The sequence below is a fragment of the Paenibacillus sp. BR1-192 genome (assembly GCF_029542445.1).
Classification (GTDB): domain Bacteria; phylum Bacillota; class Bacilli; order Paenibacillales; family Paenibacillaceae; genus Paenibacillus_AQ; species Paenibacillus_AQ lautus_A.
On record NZ_CP120718.1, the window covers coordinates 2,892,311 to 2,909,551 of the forward strand.

14 protein-coding genes are annotated in these 17,241 nt (G+C 50.2%); 12 read left to right on the forward strand and 2 right to left on the reverse strand.

Features of this window, described 5'->3' with window-relative positions:
- The first annotated feature begins 43 nt into the window (after positions 1 to 43).
- The 11 genes from P0X86_RS12930 to P0X86_RS12980 all read left to right on the forward strand — a co-directional run bounded on the left by P0X86_RS12930 (position 44) and on the right by P0X86_RS12980 (position 12,136).
- The gene (locus P0X86_RS12930) at positions 44 to 751 is read left to right on the forward strand and encodes a hypothetical protein (RefSeq protein WP_277748622.1); all 708 of its coding nucleotides are present in this window, start codon (positions 44 to 46) and stop codon (positions 749 to 751) included.
- Positions 748 to 1,617, forward strand: a complete 870-nt coding sequence (locus tag P0X86_RS12935) for a CpaE/TadZ family protein (RefSeq protein ID WP_096773388.1) — start codon at positions 748 to 750, stop codon at positions 1,615 to 1,617. Before P0X86_RS12930 ends, P0X86_RS12935 begins: the two co-directional genes overlap by 4 nt.
- Positions 1,604 to 3,517: an ATPase, T2SS/T4P/T4SS family gene (locus P0X86_RS12940; protein ID WP_192572345.1), complete on the forward strand. Its 1,914-nt coding sequence runs from the start codon at positions 1,604 to 1,606 to the stop codon at positions 3,515 to 3,517. The genes P0X86_RS12935 and P0X86_RS12940 overlap by 14 nt, the downstream gene beginning before the upstream one ends.
- Positions 3,507 to 5,579: a hypothetical protein gene (locus tag P0X86_RS12945; RefSeq protein WP_277748623.1), complete on the forward strand. Its 2,073-nt coding sequence runs from the start codon at positions 3,507 to 3,509 to the stop codon at positions 5,577 to 5,579. The genes P0X86_RS12940 and P0X86_RS12945 overlap by 11 nt, the downstream gene beginning before the upstream one ends.
- An 83-nt stretch (positions 5,580 to 5,662) precedes the next feature.
- Complete coding sequence (locus tag P0X86_RS12950; RefSeq protein ID WP_009596009.1) at positions 5,663 to 6,121, forward strand: hypothetical protein; 459 nt, start codon at positions 5,663 to 5,665, stop codon at positions 6,119 to 6,121.
- A gap of 24 nt (positions 6,122 to 6,145) precedes the next feature.
- A complete protein-coding gene (locus tag P0X86_RS12955; RefSeq protein ID WP_228468950.1) occupies positions 6,146 to 6,541 on the forward strand; it encodes a hypothetical protein in 396 nt (131 codons plus the stop codon).
- Between the two features lie 5 nt (positions 6,542 to 6,546).
- Positions 6,547 to 7,101 (forward strand): hypothetical protein, encoded by a 555-nt coding sequence (locus P0X86_RS12960; protein ID WP_192572343.1) that lies wholly within the window; start codon positions 6,547 to 6,549, stop codon positions 7,099 to 7,101.
- Positions 7,088 to 8,077 carry a hypothetical protein gene (locus P0X86_RS12965; RefSeq protein ID WP_277748624.1) on the forward strand — a complete coding sequence of 330 codons (990 nt, stop codon included), beginning with the start codon at positions 7,088 to 7,090 and terminating at the stop codon, positions 8,075 to 8,077. The genes P0X86_RS12960 and P0X86_RS12965 overlap by 14 nt, the downstream gene beginning before the upstream one ends.
- 122 nt (positions 8,078 to 8,199) lie before the next feature.
- Positions 8,200 to 9,753: an ABC-F family ATP-binding cassette domain-containing protein gene (locus tag P0X86_RS12970; RefSeq protein WP_036665385.1), complete on the forward strand. Its 1,554-nt coding sequence runs from the start codon at positions 8,200 to 8,202 to the stop codon at positions 9,751 to 9,753.
- A 313-nt stretch (positions 9,754 to 10,066) separates the two neighbouring features.
- Entirely contained in the window at positions 10,067 to 10,876 is an 810-nt protein-coding gene (locus tag P0X86_RS12975) for an aminoglycoside phosphotransferase family protein (RefSeq protein ID WP_213577915.1), read from the forward strand.
- Positions 10,877 to 11,059: 183 nt separating this feature from the next.
- On the forward strand, positions 11,060 to 12,136 hold the full coding sequence (locus P0X86_RS12980) for a ThiF family adenylyltransferase (RefSeq protein WP_213579796.1): 1,077 nt from the start codon (positions 11,060 to 11,062) through the stop codon (positions 12,134 to 12,136).
- 84 nt (positions 12,137 to 12,220) lie between these two features.
- On the opposite strand, the gene P0X86_RS12985 is transcribed toward P0X86_RS12980, so the two are convergent.
- Positions 12,221 to 15,583: a discoidin domain-containing protein gene (locus P0X86_RS12985; protein ID WP_277748625.1), complete on the reverse strand. Its 3,363-nt coding sequence runs from the start codon at positions 15,581 to 15,583 to the stop codon at positions 12,221 to 12,223.
- Positions 15,584 to 15,849: 266 nt separating this feature from the next.
- Here P0X86_RS12985 and P0X86_RS12990 point away from each other — a divergent pair, with 266 nt between their 5' ends.
- A complete protein-coding gene (locus P0X86_RS12990) occupies positions 15,850 to 16,569 on the forward strand; it encodes a response regulator transcription factor (RefSeq protein ID WP_192572338.1) in 720 nt (239 codons plus the stop codon).
- A 40-nt stretch (positions 16,570 to 16,609) separates the two neighbouring features.
- Here P0X86_RS12990 and P0X86_RS12995 read toward each other — a convergent pair whose 3' ends face one another.
- On the reverse strand, positions 16,610 to 17,104 hold the full coding sequence (locus P0X86_RS12995; protein ID WP_009596005.1) for a C40 family peptidase: 495 nt from the start codon (positions 17,102 to 17,104) through the stop codon (positions 16,610 to 16,612).
- Positions 17,105 to 17,241: the final 137 nt, after the last annotated feature.

Genomic DNA, 17,241 nt, shown 5'->3' on the forward strand with positions numbered 1-17,241 from the left:
TGAGCCCCTGAGAACAGTTGGTAAGCGAAGGAGTGTAACCAAAGTGAAGAGGTGGATATTTTCGGGCATCTGCGACAAGAGCGATATGCTCCTGTACATGTGCAAAATACTAGCCAATGGAGACAGCAGGGTGCTGCTCGTCGATGGCGCGATAGATGCGAAGTACAGACATTGCATTAGCGTAATGCATCCACAGCTGCCGGTCATGGAGTTTGCCGGTTTCGATGTGGCAACAGGATTTGGGAGTTATACGTCACTGATGGATTATCTGGAAGAAATGAATGAGAAGAATTATGACTATATTGTGATGGACGTGGAGAAGCCGCAATTTATGGACAAGGATCAGTGGGATACGGCGGATGCCCATGTTTGGGTCAGCGGATTCGAAGTAACGGGATTGCGAAAGAGCGCGGCCTTGCTGGATGAACTAAGAGCAGCAAGAACAGATGACCCGCTGCCGCCTTTCCATCGCGTATACGTACAGGTTATCGAAGACCTGGCGGACGGATCCTATATTGAAGGCTTTATGGAGGATAGCCGGATTCAATGGCTGGGCCCCCCTGTGAAGATGCCTTGGGATGAGTTGTTTTTTGCGCTGAAAATAAAAAACGAACATGCAGGCAGACTGGGCATCAAGCCATTGTCACGACAGTATAAGCGGTCGCTTACCGAACTGATTCGGATCCTGACGGAGATGGAGCAGCGGCATATCCGCCGGGCGTTTAGGCAAGCGGGAAGGAGGCATGCATGAGTCTGATTGCTGTATGGAGCCCATTAAAAAGCGGGAGCGGCAGCACGCTGTTGGCCGCATGTTTACCGATCGTATTGGCGTTTGAATACCAGGTCAAAGTGCTGCTTGCCCATGGTGGACAAGCAGGAGAACGAGTGGAACAGGCCTTTGCGCTGAAGGAGGAAGCGTTCGATTATATGGCGGCGTTTCAGGATACCGGATTGGATGCCCTCGAACGGCTCAATGCAAGCGGGAGGCTGAATCCAGATAATGTCCGCAATTATGCCCTGCCGCTGCTGTCTGATCGGCTAGATCTTTTGTGCGGACCGAAGCCGACGTCGGCCAATGATTTCAGTTCGGCTAGACATGCGGAAGGTGTGAATCGGACTGAACTAATGTTCAAGGTCTTGGCGTCCTCCAAACGAAGTTATGACGTTACCGTAGCGGATGCCGGAAATGGTGTTCCCCGAGCTGCGGATCGTGCAATACTTCAAGCGGCAGACTTGATCATCGTTGGATTGAATCAGAATTTGCATGTCCTGAAGAGAGAGCTTGAGAAGGAAAGACTTCCTCCGGAGCTGAAGGAAAAAGACTGCTTGTACATGATCGGCAAATATGATCGGGAGAGCAGCTGCACACTGCAAAATATGAAGCGCCGCTTTGGAATCAAAACGATGGCGGTTGGCGTTCCGTATTGCTCCCGCATGACGGATGCATGGAATATGAGTTCGATTATTCCCTACATGCAGCGCAACCGTGGGGGCGCGGACCTGAAAGGTTTGAATTCACTGTATAATGCCGTCCGTCACCTGGCTGATGCGTCGGCTGAACAGCTCGGACTTCCGTCCGGCCGTTCGAAAGCGGGGGGCCTGCATGCTTTTGGGTAACGCCTTGAACACGATGTGGATCATCATCCTGGTTTTGTTAGTCGTGTTGTTTGTCTATCTGCGTTATATGGATACCCGCAAACCGGCGGCTGCTATAACGCGGGGCTCGGATCCCTATTCGATCGAAGCCATGACGGCATTTGTTAAGGAAAGCCTGCATCAGCTGACGCACAGCCAATTGTCTGATTTAGGGCTGCACGAAGAAGCGTATCGCCGCAGGCTGAACAAGCGGAGCGAATTGCGAAGCGCGCTCAAGGGCTGCGTATCCGGTGATGCGATGGACAAGGCGTATGTTAAGGATTTTTTAAAGCAGCTGCTTGTCAAGGATCTGGGATTGAACGAGTCCAACATTGATGCAGCCATTCCGTTTGAAAGCCTAACCGAATTAACGGCCCAGGATCAATTCGAGATTCTCTTGTACTTGTACCAGCAGCGGCACGGGGAGGATGCTTTATCCGTACTTCTGGAGACATACGATCTTGCGCAGCCTCGCGTCATTCCCGGTTACGGGGAGGGCAGCGTTTATGCGGTTACCGCGGAAGACATTGCTTATATTTATGAGTCAGAGCAGCGTACGCTTCTGTTTCAGGAGAAGCTGGATATCGTCGTTCAGCGCATTTATCAGCAGTACAAAGGATTTTCCGTCGTGGATGAAATCAGGGATCAGCGGATTGACGGGATCAGTGGGGGAGTCAGCGGCGTTCCCGTCGACCGCGATAGCGGACAGGGTACTTCTTTTTACGGACCGGATGATTTTTTGGGGCTAGGTCTTTCGAATGCCGAATTGCCTGCATCAGGCTGTGAGAGCGTCTGGATTTTTTACCGGGGTGTTTCGCTTCATCTTGCTTTTTTATCGTTTGGTTCGATGCTGGAGCTTAAGCGGGTATGTCAAAACATATACAAATATAATCATCCGGGACAGCTGTCGGAAGCCAGCGGTTACAAAGTGAATGAGATGAAGGATGGCTCCAGGGTTGTTGTGGTAAGGCCACCGTTTGCCGAATCCTGGGCATTTTTTGTACGCAAGTTCGATTTGCCCAAGGCTACGCTTGATCAATTGATTACGGGGAGCGGCTCCGAGTTGGTGATCGGTTTATTGAAATATTTGATGAGAGGCAGCCGGATTACGGCGATTACCGGTGCTCAAGGATCAGGAAAAACTACGCTGCTGATGGCAATGGTTGGCCATATCTATGCCTCCTATACCCTCCGGGTTCAGGAGATGGCCTTCGAGCTTCACTTAAGGAAAATCTACAGCCGCAGGAACATTCTCAGCTTCAGGGAAACGGAGCATATCAGCGGACAGGCAGGGCTGGATCTGCAGAAGAAAACCGACGGTACGGTCAATATCCTTGGTGAGGTTGCTAGCGACGAGGTTGCGTCATGGATGATACAGATGTCTCAAGTGGCAAGTCTGTTTACCGTGTTTACCCATCATGCCAAGACATTCAGGGATTTGGTTCAATCCCTGCGCAACTCCCTGCTCAAGAGCGGCGCGTTCAGGCAAGAGCACATTGCCGAGCAGCAGGTGGTCAGCGTGATCAACTTTGACATTCATATGAGAAGAGACGCTTTCGGTAACCGTTACATAGAGCGAATTACAGAGTGCATTCCGGTGGATAAGGGGGCTCTGCCGCAATTCGAAGTTTCTACGGAAAACAATTGGAAGAGCAGCATGGAGGAGTATTTTCATTTAAGCTCAGAGCATATGCGGAGACTGAACGAGGACCGCTGCTATGTGTCCCGCAATGTGATTGAATACCGGGACGGTGCATATATTGCTTGCGCCAAACTATCCGAAATCAGCATTCGCGAAATGACCGAGCAGATGCATCCGGAGGATGCGGAGGAATTCAGAATATTTCTGGACTCGGGCTGGGGGGAACAACGTGGCCTCTAAAGACGTGTTAATCCTGATATTCATTACATCCCTGACGCTGTTCTCGATTACGTTCGGTTTGGTGTCGTTGATGTCCAGAAGACGAGGAAACCGTGGAAATTATGCCGGAAGGTTCGATGCGGGTGAAGCAAAGTCGTTTCGCGGTATATACCGTCAATGGTTCCAATTGGCTTATATGTATGGAGTGAAACTCCCGCTCGTCCAATCGTATATCAAACGGATCAGACAGAGAATCGCGATCATCCATCCTTACGATGAAATTTCGCTTCGGTATGAGACGGTGAAGCTTGCCTGCGCGATTACAGGGATTATCGGGTTAACGGCCTTATTGCTGATATGGAGTCATCCGGACCTGGGGTTTATCGTGATAGTCATCCTTGCCGCCGTGGTTATTAACAATATGCTTGTTGAGATGTTCATTAACCGGCTGGAGCGGAAGCTGCTTGTTCAATCGGTTGAATTGTTCTCCCTCGTCCGTCATCATTATCAGCAGCATGGAATGGTCGAGGAGGCTTTGTATGAAGGGGCAGAGACTTCGGGACATGAAATCTCCATACATGCCCATCGGATCTATAATGCCCTCGTATCCCAAGATCCTAATGATGAGCTGGAGCGATATTATGAGGTAGCGCCTAACCGGTATTTAAAGGCGTTTGCGGGCATTTCCCATCTGGTAATGGAGTTTGGCGATCATGCGAGAAAACAAGGCTCTATTTATCTCCTTGGGCTCAGCGGTTTGACCAAGGAAATCCAATTGGAAATATTGCGAAGAGATAAGCTTGATTACTTGATGAAGGGCTTGAATGCAATTGCGCTGGCCCCGGTTTTTTTTACGAAACCGATCGAACGGTGGGCGAGAAGCAGTTTTCCGTCGATGGATGAGTTTTACATGAGCAAGCTCGGATTTGTGACCAAGATATCCATTTACGTCATTATCCTGATTTCTTACATCCTGCTCCAGAAGCTCCAGCAAAATCGGGAAACCGACTACCGTGCGGTGGCACGCAAGGTGTCGTGGGAAGAAAGAATGTACCGAATTCCAACTATTCGCTGGCTTGCGGGGATCATGACTCCGACCCCAGGCACGATGAAATATGACAGCCGGGTTCGGCTGCTGAAGGAGAGCAATGCGAAAATCAAATTCGAGTGGCTGTATATCAGAAGGGTGACGTTTTTTTTCCTCGGTTTCTTTTTAGCGCTGTCGCTGGCCGTTGGACTGCATGTACAGTCTAGGCATCATTTGTTGTATGTCCCCGTTCCATTAAATCATTCTCTGTTCGGACAGATGAATGATGATGAGCGCTTGCAGGCAGAGGAGACTGCCCGGCGGGATCGGGTAATCATGGAGCAGCTGCAAATGTCAACGAAAGCAACGCATGATCAGATCCAACAGGCCGTAAGAGATACAGATTCTGTTGGTTTGACCAAGGAACAAATTGAGATTGCAGCCGATCGAATCATGACCAAGCTGAAGCGGTATGATAGCGAGTATTTGAAGTGGTGGGAGCTGCTGCTCTCCTTCATGGCAGGTATTGCAGGTTATGGGGCGCCACTGTGGCTGCTGTATTTTCACCGGAAAGTGCGAAACATGGAAATGCGGCATGAAGTATATCAATTTCAGACGGTCATATCGATCCTGCGCGGTATGGAGCGAATCACGGTTGAAGTTATATTGGAATGGCTTAACCGGTTCGCCGTTATTTTCAAGGTTCCCATTCAAAAAAGCCTGCTTCACTATGAACATGGCGCGCAGTTGGCTTTACTGGAGCTGAAGGAAGACGTCTGGTTACCCGAATTTCAACGGTTGGTGGACAAGCTGATCCTTGCGGTGGATAAAGTTCCGATCAAGGACGTATTCGACGATCTCGACGGGGAGATGATATTCAGCTTCGAGCAGCGCAAGCAGGAATATGAAGCGATGATCGACACGAAAGCCGCATGGGCGCGGATGATCGGTTTTACTCCGATGTATGCGCTGATCTTTATGTATCTTGTCATTCCGCTGATCGGCATGAGTTTCTCCCAAATGGAAACGTATTATGAGCAAATTCAACGACTTTGAAGCAATACAAGGCCTAAGCACTACTGAAACGATAATCACTAGGTTCATATAAAAAAACAATAAGGGAAATGAGGGGGATTTCAATGAATAACGCATCATCCGCATTAAAGGTTGCAGCAGGCATATTTTTGACCATTGCCCTGATTACGATCGTTGTCATTTTGTTTATTTCGGCCCAGGAGGCAACCAAAACCGCCCAGAACAATTTTTCGGATATACAGACGGAGCTGTCCCAGGCAGCCTTTACCGTGTATGACGGAACGACGATCAGCGGTTCTCAAGTTACGAATGCACTGCGCAAATATAAGGACAAGGATCAGTTCGGCGTTTTCATTGCAACAGGTAAAAATAAAGCAGGGCAATGGTACGGCAACGTACTGGAGTCGGACGGATCGATCCTGAATCCGGATTCCAGGCAAGGGAACATCAACCTTGTCATGGATGAGAAAAGCCCGGAGTACGTCAACCCAAGCGGGAAGTTTAGGGCGACCATCGTGAAAGACAATTCCAACGTGATCCGGGGCATTAAATTCGATCAATAGATATGAATAGAAAGGTGAATAAACTTGCGCGAAGCAACAATAAGCATGCTTGAATTGGCTGCGGGGGTGGCGTTGTTTCTCGGCGCATCCTTGTATGCTTTCCATATTCAGGAAATGGTTGGCGGCGGGATAACAGCCGCGGACCGAATGACTCAAGAACAGCATGCCGGAGTGACAACCGTAAAGATGACTAACGATAACGGGAAGCTGACCTATGTAGGAAGCGAAGTCTTGTTTACGCTGCGAGAATTAGAGGCAGGCGACTTTACCGTTGATGTGGATGGAACGGTGTTCCATTCAGGCATTCATCCGGAGGAGCTGGATGTTTCGATCATCGACTTAAATGCTCGGTATCATGCGGAGTACATTCGGGGAGCGGATGGGGAAGTAGATCGGATCCAGTTTCTAAAAGCGAGGTAACAACCATGTCTAATTCGGTATCGAAATGGTTTGCGGCATTTCTGGCGCTCCTTCTGTTATATTTGGTTCCCGCTGGCGAGATGGCAAGAAGACAGGATGACCTGTCACGACTCATCGTTTATCAATCCGTTACCAAATTCGTAGACAGTGTTCGCACTAAGGGATATATTACCCCGACCATGTATAATGACTTCCTTCAAGAGTTGGCGGCCACAGGGAACATTTACAATGTCGAGATGGAGCATCATCACAAGAAATACCACCCGGAATATGCCGATCCTTCGGATCCCGGATCATTCTTGAACCGTTATTCCGTTGTATATGATGCTTATTATCAGGATGATCTGATGGGGTATCTGTTCCCGGACTCGAATCTGGATAAAAGCGATGATAGCCGCCGCTACCGTCTAACTGCCGGCGATCACTTTCAGGTTAGCGTTACCAGCTTGAATCGCACACCCGGATTGGTGATATTCGATACGTTGACAGGATCCAATTCAGAAGGAACAGCAGCTATCGCATTCCCTTACGGAGGATTGGTTCTGAATGAAGATTACTGATCTTGCCATCGTGTTTACTGCCGTGTTCTTCCCCATGTTTCTCGTCCTAGGCATGCGCGCCGAGAGCCTGGAGGATGTCCGGTTTGCCGAGATGAAATATACGGGTGCTCTGCGCACGGCCGTTCAAGACGGCGGGATGAAACTGAACGATAACGAGACGCAGTCCAAGGAGTCGGCTTATGATTCCGTGAAGTATATGCGTGCGGATAAAGAACAAGCGCTGGAGTCATTTTCCCGGACATTGTATATCAACATGGGGATCGGAGATGACAAGGCTGCACAAGCTGCCTTATGGCGGTATATTCCTGCCATCGTTGTGCTGGACTATGACGGGTATTATTTGTTTGTATCACAGCCCTATGTTGACGATGACGGCAAGGAGCTTATGGAGCATCGATGGACTCCCAAAATTCCTTATGCCTGGAATGATGGCAACGGCAACAGCATTCAGTTTACGCTGGATTCTTACGTTCAGGTATATGAATCCAATTCCTCTATCTGGCATTCTGGATTTCGGAAGGATCTCATTGGCAGAACAGGCGTGGCTTTGTTGGATCATGAGGATGTATTTGAACAAGTCCGGCGGATCACCATCGTGAATACGGTTCAAGAGCGTCTAGCCTATTACATACAGCTCCACAATCAAGTGGCGCTGCGGAACGGAATCTCTTATACGTTCACGCTGCCTTTGATTTCCCAGGAAGAGTGGGTAAATACGATTGATGATATCGGTATGATGGCTTTCATTCAAGGCATTCCCATGGGCGAACAATATTACAATAACTACGCGCTTGGAGGCGGCCGACTCGTTAAAGCTCCGACCTATTTCGGCGCGGTGGATGACAGGGGGCTCCCCTATTATTATCGGGATACCTGCTCATTCAACGATCGGGTGGAGGAGGTGTTTCCGAGTGCCAAGGAAGCAGCGGCAGGCGGTTATCATGAGAAAAGCTGTTATAATCCCGGTGTCCCGTGATTCCCGAAAATCGTAGTTTCGGCCGGACTCGATGATGTGTTACAATAAACTCTTGACTGTGTACAATTCGCTAAATTAACATGAAATAAGTTCATTTTATACAGACAGGAGTTACTATAGCCATGAGTTTATTGACCGTAGAGAACGTATCGCATAATTTCGGGGATCGTACTCTATTCAAGAATGTATCTTTTCGTTTGCTGGCCGGCGAACATGTCGGTCTTGTCGGAGCAAACGGCGTAGGCAAATCAACATTAATGAATATTTTGACGGGTCAGCTGCTTAAAGACAGCGGCAAGGTAGAGTGGACGCCGAAAATCCGTTACGGATACTTGGATCAGCATACCAAGCTGACACCGGGCAAAACGGTACGCGATGTATTGAAGGATGCCTTTCTGCCCCTGCTGGAGCTGGAAAAAGAAATGATGGAAATCACCAATAAGATGAGTGATGCAACGCCTGAAGAGCTGGAGCTACTGCTCGAACAGATGGGCGAGATTCAGGAGCAGCTGGACATCGGGGATTTCTACATGCTGGACGTAAAGGTTGAAGAAATGGCCAACGGTCTAGGGTTGTCCGTGATCGGCCTGGATCGCGATGTGGCGACATTAAGCGGTGGGCAGCGCACTAAGGTGCTGCTGGCGAAACTTCTGCTGGAGAAGCCTAACGTTCTTCTATTGGACGAGCCTACCAACTATCTGGATGTTGAGCACATTGAATGGCTGACTCAATATTTGAAGCAGTACCCTTATGCGTTCATTTTGATTTCCCATGATACGGAATTTATGAACCAGGTGGTCGACGTCATCTATCATTTGGAATTTGCGAAATTAACGCGTTATACAGCGAACTACGAGAAGTTTCTGGAAATGGCCGATATCAACAAGAATCAGCATATCGATGCCTACGAGAAGCAGCAAGAGTTCATTAAGAAACAGGAAGACTTCATTCAGCGGAATAAGGCACGCTACTCCACGTCCGGCCGAGCAAAGAGCCGGGAGAAGCAGCTGGATCGCATGGAACGGATTGACCGTCCTGAGGAAGCGGCTAAACCCGTGTTTAACTTCAAGGAAGCCCGCGCCAGCGGTAAAACGGTATTTGAGGGCATTGATTTTGAGATTGGCTACGATCGGCCATTGCTTCCCAAAATGAGCATCATGATCGAACGCGGAGAGAAGATTGCCATTGTCGGATGTAATGGCGTGGGTAAATCAACGCTGCTCAAGACCATCTTAGGGAAAATCCCGGCCTTCTCGGGCAAGACATATCAAGGGGACTTTCTCGTGCCCGCTTATTTCGAGCAGGAAGTACGTCCGGGGAATATCACGCCGATTGATGACGTGTGGAACGAATTCTCACATTTGAACCAGCACGAGGTTCGTGCGGCCCTTGCTCGCTGCGGACTCAAAAACGAGCATATTACCCGTCCGATGAAGGCGCTTAGCGGTGGCGAACAGGCAAAAGTCCGTCTGTGTAAACTTCTGATGCGCGAGAGCAACTGGATTCTGTTTGACGAACCGACAAACCATCTTGACGTTGTGGCCAAGGAGGAACTAAAACGTGCCTTGAAGGAATACAAAGGCACCATACTGTTGGTTTCCCACGAACCTGAATTTTATGAAGATTGGGTAACGAAGATCTGGAACGTCGAAGATTGGTCCAACCAGAACGCTTGACCCCATTGACGGATCACAATCCAGCGCACAAGTTGGATGATGAACCTGAATCTAAACGAGTTTAATCGTTACTCCTTAAGGATGACCGGAAGCACGCTGCTGGTCATCCTTTTTGGCGTACTCGATCCTCTTCGGCTCTCGGTCCTGCTATGGATGAATCCTTTTTTATGATATGCTAGAAGCAACTTGACATGAACGGAGGAGATGTTGATGGAAGACATGGATTTGACCATCGGGGCATCAATATATGAAGGGAATACACTTCCATTGCCCCATTAACCGTGTTATTCCCTTCCGAAGGGGAGACGAGTTCATGAATTCGGAAAATCCAACAGGACAGGGAGAGGGCCTTATTCTCTCCGCCGAGAAGTCGGTTGTACGACGAGGTCAGGTTGTGTATCGACCTTGCGGGGAATGGACCCCGTCCGTACACTCCTTATTAAGGCATTTGAAGCAAGCAGGGTTTACGTCCCTGCCTGATATTATTGGCTCGGGTTGGAATGAGGAAGGTCAAGAGACGTTAAGTTATGTAGAGGGCGAATTTGTTCATCCCGGACCTTGGAGCGATGAAGCCATCGTCGCTGTAGGACGATTATTACGTCAGCTTCATGACGCTTCCGCTACATTCTCGCCGGGTCCCCAGGAAGTATGGAAACCGTGGTTTCTACGTGAACTAGGCAATGCCGGGGTTGTATATAGCCATGGTGATGTTGCGCCTTGGAATATGGTTACCCGCGACGGGATGCCTTACGCTTTAATTGACTGGGAATTCGCGGGACCTGTACATCCGCTTGTTGAGTTAGCCCGGGTATGCTGGCTCTTTCCGCAGCTGCACGATGATGATGTTGCCGAAAGAGTCGGCTTGCCGGATGCTAATGCCCGTGCAAGGCAGCTCCGTTTATTGGTTGACGCTTATGGCGTCGAACCTTCTCTTCGAACGGACTTGTTGGATATGATCGTAGAGGTGGTCGTGCGGGAAACGGCTGAAGAAGCCATTGAGCAGCAGGTATCGCCGGAAACGGAAGGTCTGTTATGGGGGATCGCCTGGAGAGCTCGGAGCGCTGCCTGGATACTGCGTCATCGTAGTATCCTTGAGAAGGCGCTGAATACCCGATTGAATTAAGGCGAAATTCGTTAAACCGCCCATCCTCTTTAGCGGGATGGGTATTTTTGAACATGAATAGCTTTTGGTCAGATTTTATGAAAGTCAAACTTCATTAGCATGTTCGGAGAAATGGATCGGGAGGAAACATACATGTCTGGACTACACGATAACAGGGGGAAGGCAATCCTCAAGGGACACCAAATGAACACTGCTTTGGAGTCCTCGGAGGGCAAGGAGGCTGCTAAAGCGGAAAGAGAGGATCGGTATTCCAGGCAAGAGCGGTTCACGCCATTGGGAAAGGAAGGACAGCTTCGCCTCCGGAACAGCCGCGTGCTCGTTCTAGGCGCAGGGGCGCTGGGAAGCGCCGTGTCGGAGACCTTGGTTCGCGCAGGCGTCGGACACGTGACCATCGTGGACCGGGATTACGTGGAATGGAGCAATTTGCAGCGTCAGCAGCTGTTTACCGAGCAGGATGCCATCAACCGGCTGCCAAAGGCCGTAGCTGCTGCCAAGCGGTTATCCGAGATCAACTCGGACGTCAGCGTGGAAGGTGTCGTTATGGATGTACGAGCCCACGAATTGTCGGTCCTGTGCCAAGGCGTTGACTTGATGATGGACGCTACCGATAATTTTGGAACCCGGCTGATCTTGAACGACATCGGTTTCAAGCATGGAATTCCGTGGATTTACGGGGGATGTGTCGGGAGCTCCGGGATGAGTTATACGTTTTTACCGGGAGAAACCCCATGTTTGAACTGTTTGCTTGGAATGATTCCTTTAGGCGGCGACACTTGCGACATTAACGGCATTCTCCCCCAAGCGGTACAGATGGTCGCTGCCCATCAAACGATGGAAGCGCTGAAGCTATTATCCGGAAACCGCCAAGCCTTGAGGAAAAAGATGCTGTCTTTTGATTTATGGCGTAACGAACAGTTGGAATTTGGAGTAGACCGTGCGAAAAAATCGGACTGCTCCACATGCGGCGAGGAACCGACATACCCTTATCTGTCGGCTGAGCATGCCGATAAAAGCGAAGTGCTGTGCGGCAGGGACACCGTGCAGATCCGGCCGGGCAGACCCATGCAGCTTCAACTGGAGGAGATGGCGGATCGATTGAACAGCCTGCCACAAGGAAAAGCTACCGTTACCCCATATATGATCATTTTTCAGGCAAGTCCGCACCGTTTGGTTATATTTCAAGACGGCAGAACCCTGGTGCATGGCACATCGGATATCGCCAAGGCTAGATCGCTATATAATCAATACGTTGGCGGTTAAATAAGAAGGAGCAAAGCTAACGTGCTTCATCCCACATCGTAAACGACAAAGGAGTGAGCCTCACAGGCCCACTCCTTTTATCGTTTAATCCCCAATCGCTTCATTCAAAATTAAATGGAAACCGTTCTGGATGAAATAGAGATCAGGGTGAGCGATATTTTGCATGGTCAGATTGTTGAATGTTGCGGACCCGTTGCCCGTGTACGTGTAGATCGCCGCACCCGGATGCGGACTCGAGAATCTCGAGGACGTTACTCCGTCAAGTCCCGTACCGTCTATACGGATATGGTTAAACACGATGTTCTCAAACCCGCCGCCATAACCGAACTGTACCGCACTGCGCTGGGTGTTCAGAATATCGATGTTGGTAAACGTAACATTGCGGATCGGATCATTCGATGCTTCAAGGTCGATGGCCCCGCGCTCCCCGTTGTACAAGTCTTTACTGGTACCACTGCCAATGATGGTGGTATCGGAGAACAGAATGCCGGTATTGTTCTGGAAATGATATCCCGGGAATACCGTGTTCATTCGGATGCCGGAACCGCCAACGGTGTCTACAATCAAATTGTGAGTGGCCTTGTGACCGCTCCCCCCAAAGAAAGCGATGGCCGCCGCGCGCCAGTTGTTTTCGATGGTGTTATAGGAGAAGGTGTTGTTAACACCCGCTGGTGCACCGTTCACGTTACTCGTCCAGACAGCGAGTCCATCGTCGCCGTTATTTCGAATGCTGCTTTTGCGCACCGTCGAATGGCTGGTCCCCTGCGCAAAATTAACCCCATCCGCTAAGTTGTTGCGGATCCGGCTGTTTTCTATGATCAGCCCTTCTGCGATCTTGGCCGGCGTATGGGCATAATCGCCAACCCAGAATCCGCATTCGAAATGCTCCACCCACACATTGTGAATCTTGGAGTTGGTGCCGAAATTGTCCATGAATCCTTTGTAAATGGCATTCTGATTATATCGGGACCGCAGATTCGAGTTGAGATAGATATGGCTGAAATCCAGCTGGCCCCCGATTCGAAGCGAGATCCCGCCGGAAGCCGCATTCGGGTTGGTAAATTGGATGTTGGTGTGCCAGATGCCTGCCCCCATAATCTTCATGTCATTGATCATATTGCCGACCGAGCCGATCTTCCACATATTGCCCAAATGGAACGTCCCCTCAGGAATGTATAGGGTTTTGCCTGATGAGGCCGCTGCCTGCACGGCAGCCTCAAATGCCGTTAGGTCATCTTGGCCGTCGTTGGGGATCGCACCGAAATCCGTGACGGAGACCGAGTTGGCAGGACGGGCGATAGCCGCAGGTACCGGCTCGATTTCGATGAAATCGACGCCGTATTCCAGGTTATCCGCATTAGACTTCTGAATACGGAGTTTGTCTCCCGGCTGAAGCGGCGTATCCATTTTCCAGTGTACTTCATCGAACCGGTATAGAGGACGTCCTCCTCCAGGCGCATCTGCCGGATGATCGCTGGAAAAATACTGCCAGCTGTAGTAGGACGTTAATGGAACCGTCTTCTTCTTCGAACCGTTTACATAGACGTCGAGCGAGCCGTCTAATCCCATGCCGTCCGATGAGTCCGGCATCGTATATCGCATGGTGATGCCTGCGCCCCCTTCGCCTTCACGAACCGTCCATTCCAGGTTGGATCCGCTTGTAGGGAGAGCAACATAACGTTGTCCGGATGCTTCCGATGCCGTGAGCGCTTGATCGAACGTGGGCGCTGATTTTAGCAATGCGCCGCCGCCGCGTATGGCGTCATCGGTATCATAGCGGGTATACGGCATGCTGGCACCGCGTGATGAGTGCACGGTTAGGTTGGCATGACTGACATTGTTCTCCCGTTTAACCGGTACTTCGTTAGCATCGGGTGCCACGGAGGTTGTTAATGTATAGCTGCCGCTTGCAGCGGTCCATGTGCCGGGAATTTGGACGGTGGCGGATGCGCCTGCGGCAAGGGCACCATGGTAGCTACCGTTAAAGGTCTGGATCGTTGATCCGGCCGGATTCTTCAGTGCAACGGAAATCGCATGCGAGCCGCTAGCCGTGGCTTTGTTGCCTTGGTTCTTAAGATTGACGGTAAAGGCTACGGCATTGCCGGTCATAGGCGTGGTTGGCGTCCACTGTATCGTTCCTACCAAATCGGAGCTTTCCACGCTGCCAATAACCAAAGGGGACGAATGGGAATAGCTGTTGTTCCCATCGTTCAGCTCGATGATGTTGTCATCCTCGTCGACCTTGGCGCTGAGGGTATACGATGAAGCCGCTGGGGCTCCGGTTTGCAGGGAGACCGTGGCGGAAGCTCCTGCTGCAAGCGGCCCTAACGGCGAGGAGCCTGCTTTTGCGTCATTCAGGTAAAAATTGACCGTCGTAGCGCCGGCTTCCGCGCTTCCAATGTTTTTAACCGTGGCCTGCAGTGTGATATCATCGTTTTCGCTCGGAGAAGACGGCGTCCAGGACATATCCGTAATGGTAAGGTCCGGGTTCTCGCCGGCGGTGCCATACACTTCAATTTCCGCAATCTGTCCCGCAGGGGCGCCGGAATTCGATGTTATGTTCAATTGCAGACGTTTAACCGTTGCATTTACCGGAATCGTTACGAAATTTCCGGAAGCGGGGGCGAACGTATAGGACTGAGCCGACACCAGATTACTAAAGGTCGTTGTAGTTTGGTCATGCCCAAGGACTTGTATGGTTTGCGTGCGGGCGCTCCATTCCGTAGACGGATTCAGTTTCAGTACGATGGAGGTAATATCATGGTTTGATTCCAGATCCAGGGTCAGCGTACTGGGGTTGCTGCCGCCTTCCCAGTAAGTTTGGACGTTGTTGTCGTTAGCATGGGCCGCTACATACGTGAAAGTGCTTGAGGAGGCGGTAATCGGTTTGCCGCTCGCGACATTGTTTCCCGTTGGAGGCGTCGGAGGGGAGACCGATGGTCCATAAATTTCAAATTCAGACAGCTGCGCAGCCGGCCATGTCGTATTGTTGGCTACACTTAAACGAACATATCTCGTGCTCGTTTCGTCAAAACTCACGGTCACCGAGTTTCCTTCGGCAGGGTCGAATGCATAGTCGGCCGGACCCGTGATATTTGTGAATGTCGTGCCGTTCAAGCTGCCTTGTACGCTCAGCGTTTGAGTCCGCGGCTCCCAGCTGGCAGGAAGTTTTAGGACGAATTCGTTGATGCTGGTGGCGGTACCGAGATCAACTTGTATCCATTGCGGGAACGCATGGTTGGTGCTTTCCCAGTACGAATTTGGATTGCCATCGTTTACGTTGGACGGCCCGTAGGTTTGGGATTGGCCGCTAGCCGTCACGTTTTTGCCGATGGATAGGTTTATTCCGCCTGCTGCAGAAGCCTTAGCGGGAGGCCCGGCGGCCGTGAATACAATGGATACCAGCATGATTACGACTAGAGGCCATCCCACGAGTTTGTTGCGCATATTATTTTTCCTCCTTCATCATGTTGATGAGTTATACCGGGTAAAGATATCCCCCTTTCCTGATCTTATATCCATTATAAAAATAACGTCTCGACCGAAATAAGATGCAATTCTACGGAAATCGTATGCGATCCCAGCATCTTTTGGATCAGGCTTGAATTTTTGTAAGAAAATGCGTTCTGGTTGTTCTTCATCCATTGCAGGAGTGAAAGCAGGATGAAACAGACATACTTACATTATTAAGCGATGAAAGCGGGGGAGAACCCGTGGACAAAGTCATTTTGATCGCGGCAGACAATCAAGCTCGGATCCAGACGATAACGGAGATACTAGAACAAGCGGGTTATAAGGTTACAGACGCTGCGAATTATTCGGAAGTGGTTGCCGCACTGCAGCGCGCAGGCGCAGACCTGCTGCTCATCGACAGCAGACTGCCGGGTATGAACCAATTCAATCTCGTGGAGCGACTGGCGGGCAGAGGGGAACAGCTCCCGATCATTGTCATCGGAAGCGACGGTTCTAACGAAGCGATTCATGCTTTGGAAGCTGGAGCCCATGACTACATCCCGAATGACAGGGATGAGAGGGAGCTGCTGGCGCGAATTGCCAATTTGCTGAGGCTTTTTCAGACAGGACGCGCGGAACAGGAGGAGATCATCCGAATCGGAGATCTGGTGATCGATCCTTTGAGCCGCAATGTAATTCGGGAAGAGGAGCCCGTGGAACTGACTCATCGCGAATACGATTTGCTGTTGTTTTTGGCTCGAAGGCAGGGGCAGGTATGCACGCGTGAGGATATTTTAAAACAGGTATGGGATTATGATTTTCATACGGGTACCAACGTGGTCGATGTCTACATTCTCCATTTGAGAGAGAAGATCGATAGAGGGCGCAAGCAAAAACTGCTTCGTACGATACGGGGGGCCGGTTATAAGCTTTTATCCCAGAAAGAAATCGATGCAAGCAAAAAAGACCGCCTTCCCTGAGCGGAAAGACGGTCTTCGATATGATAAGCGGAAAATAAGACTACAGTACGCGACGAGCTTTCAGGTAAGTCTTGCTCCAGTTGCCGGACAGGCTGGAGATCGTTACGCCAGGCTTGCCGTAAGTGTGCAAGATTTTGTTGTTGCCCATATAAACGGCAACGTGTGTTACGTTTCTGCCATTCGCACGGCTTCCGCTTGAGAAGAATACCAGATCGCCGGCTCTCAGGTTCGATTTCGAAACGGCCTTGCCGACCTTGGATTGGGCAGCGGACGTACGCGGCAGGTTCACGCCGTATTTTTTAAAGATATGTTTCATGAAGGAAGAGCAATCAAACACTCTTGTCGTGGATGTGGATGCTCCGAATTTATAAGGTGTTCCCATATATTGTTTACCGAAGTTAACGACTCGAGTTCCTGTGCTTACGGATGCTGCTTCTACAGGTGCCGGCGGTGCAACAGTTAGTACTGCGCCTACGCCCAAAGTTGCGCTCAAGCTGATGACTACGGCTTTCTTAATCCAATTCTGTCGATTCATGTTGTATGACCTCCAAGCAGTTATTGTTTTTTGCGATGAACCGAGTATATCAGATTTGAAACCGGCCATAATCTGGATAATCGGCGGAAGCCCTTGGGCCGCATGAAATGAAAGCGAATTATTAAAATATCATTAAA

What these genes read in the sequence shown, in the direction of transcription:
- P0X86_RS12935 (WP_096773388.1), top strand. Translation starts at nt 748, where the DNA reads ATGAGTCTGATTGCTGTATGGAGCCCATTAAAAAGCGGGAGCGGCAGC.
- P0X86_RS12940 (WP_192572345.1), top strand. Translation starts at nt 1,604, where the DNA reads ATGCTTTTGGGTAACGCCTTGAACACGATGTGGATCATCATCCTGGTT.
- P0X86_RS12950 (WP_009596009.1), top strand. Translation starts at nt 5,663, where the DNA reads ATGAATAACGCATCATCCGCATTAAAGGTTGCAGCAGGCATATTTTTG.
- P0X86_RS12960 (WP_192572343.1), top strand. Translation starts at nt 6,547, where the DNA reads ATGTCTAATTCGGTATCGAAATGGTTTGCGGCATTTCTGGCGCTCCTT.
- P0X86_RS12965 (WP_277748624.1), top strand. Translation starts at nt 7,088, where the DNA reads ATGAAGATTACTGATCTTGCCATCGTGTTTACTGCCGTGTTCTTCCCC.
- P0X86_RS12970 (WP_036665385.1), top strand. Translation starts at nt 8,200, where the DNA reads ATGAGTTTATTGACCGTAGAGAACGTATCGCATAATTTCGGGGATCGT.
- P0X86_RS12975 (WP_213577915.1), top strand. Translation starts at nt 10,067, where the DNA reads ATGAATTCGGAAAATCCAACAGGACAGGGAGAGGGCCTTATTCTCTCC.
- P0X86_RS12980 (WP_213579796.1), top strand. Translation starts at nt 11,060, where the DNA reads ATGAACACTGCTTTGGAGTCCTCGGAGGGCAAGGAGGCTGCTAAAGCG.
- P0X86_RS12985 (WP_277748625.1), bottom strand. Translation starts at nt 15,583, where the DNA reads ATGCGCAACAAACTCGTGGGATGGCCTCTAGTCGTAATCATGCTGGTA.
- P0X86_RS12995 (WP_009596005.1), bottom strand. Translation starts at nt 17,104, where the DNA reads ATGAATCGACAGAATTGGATTAAGAAAGCCGTAGTCATCAGCTTGAGC.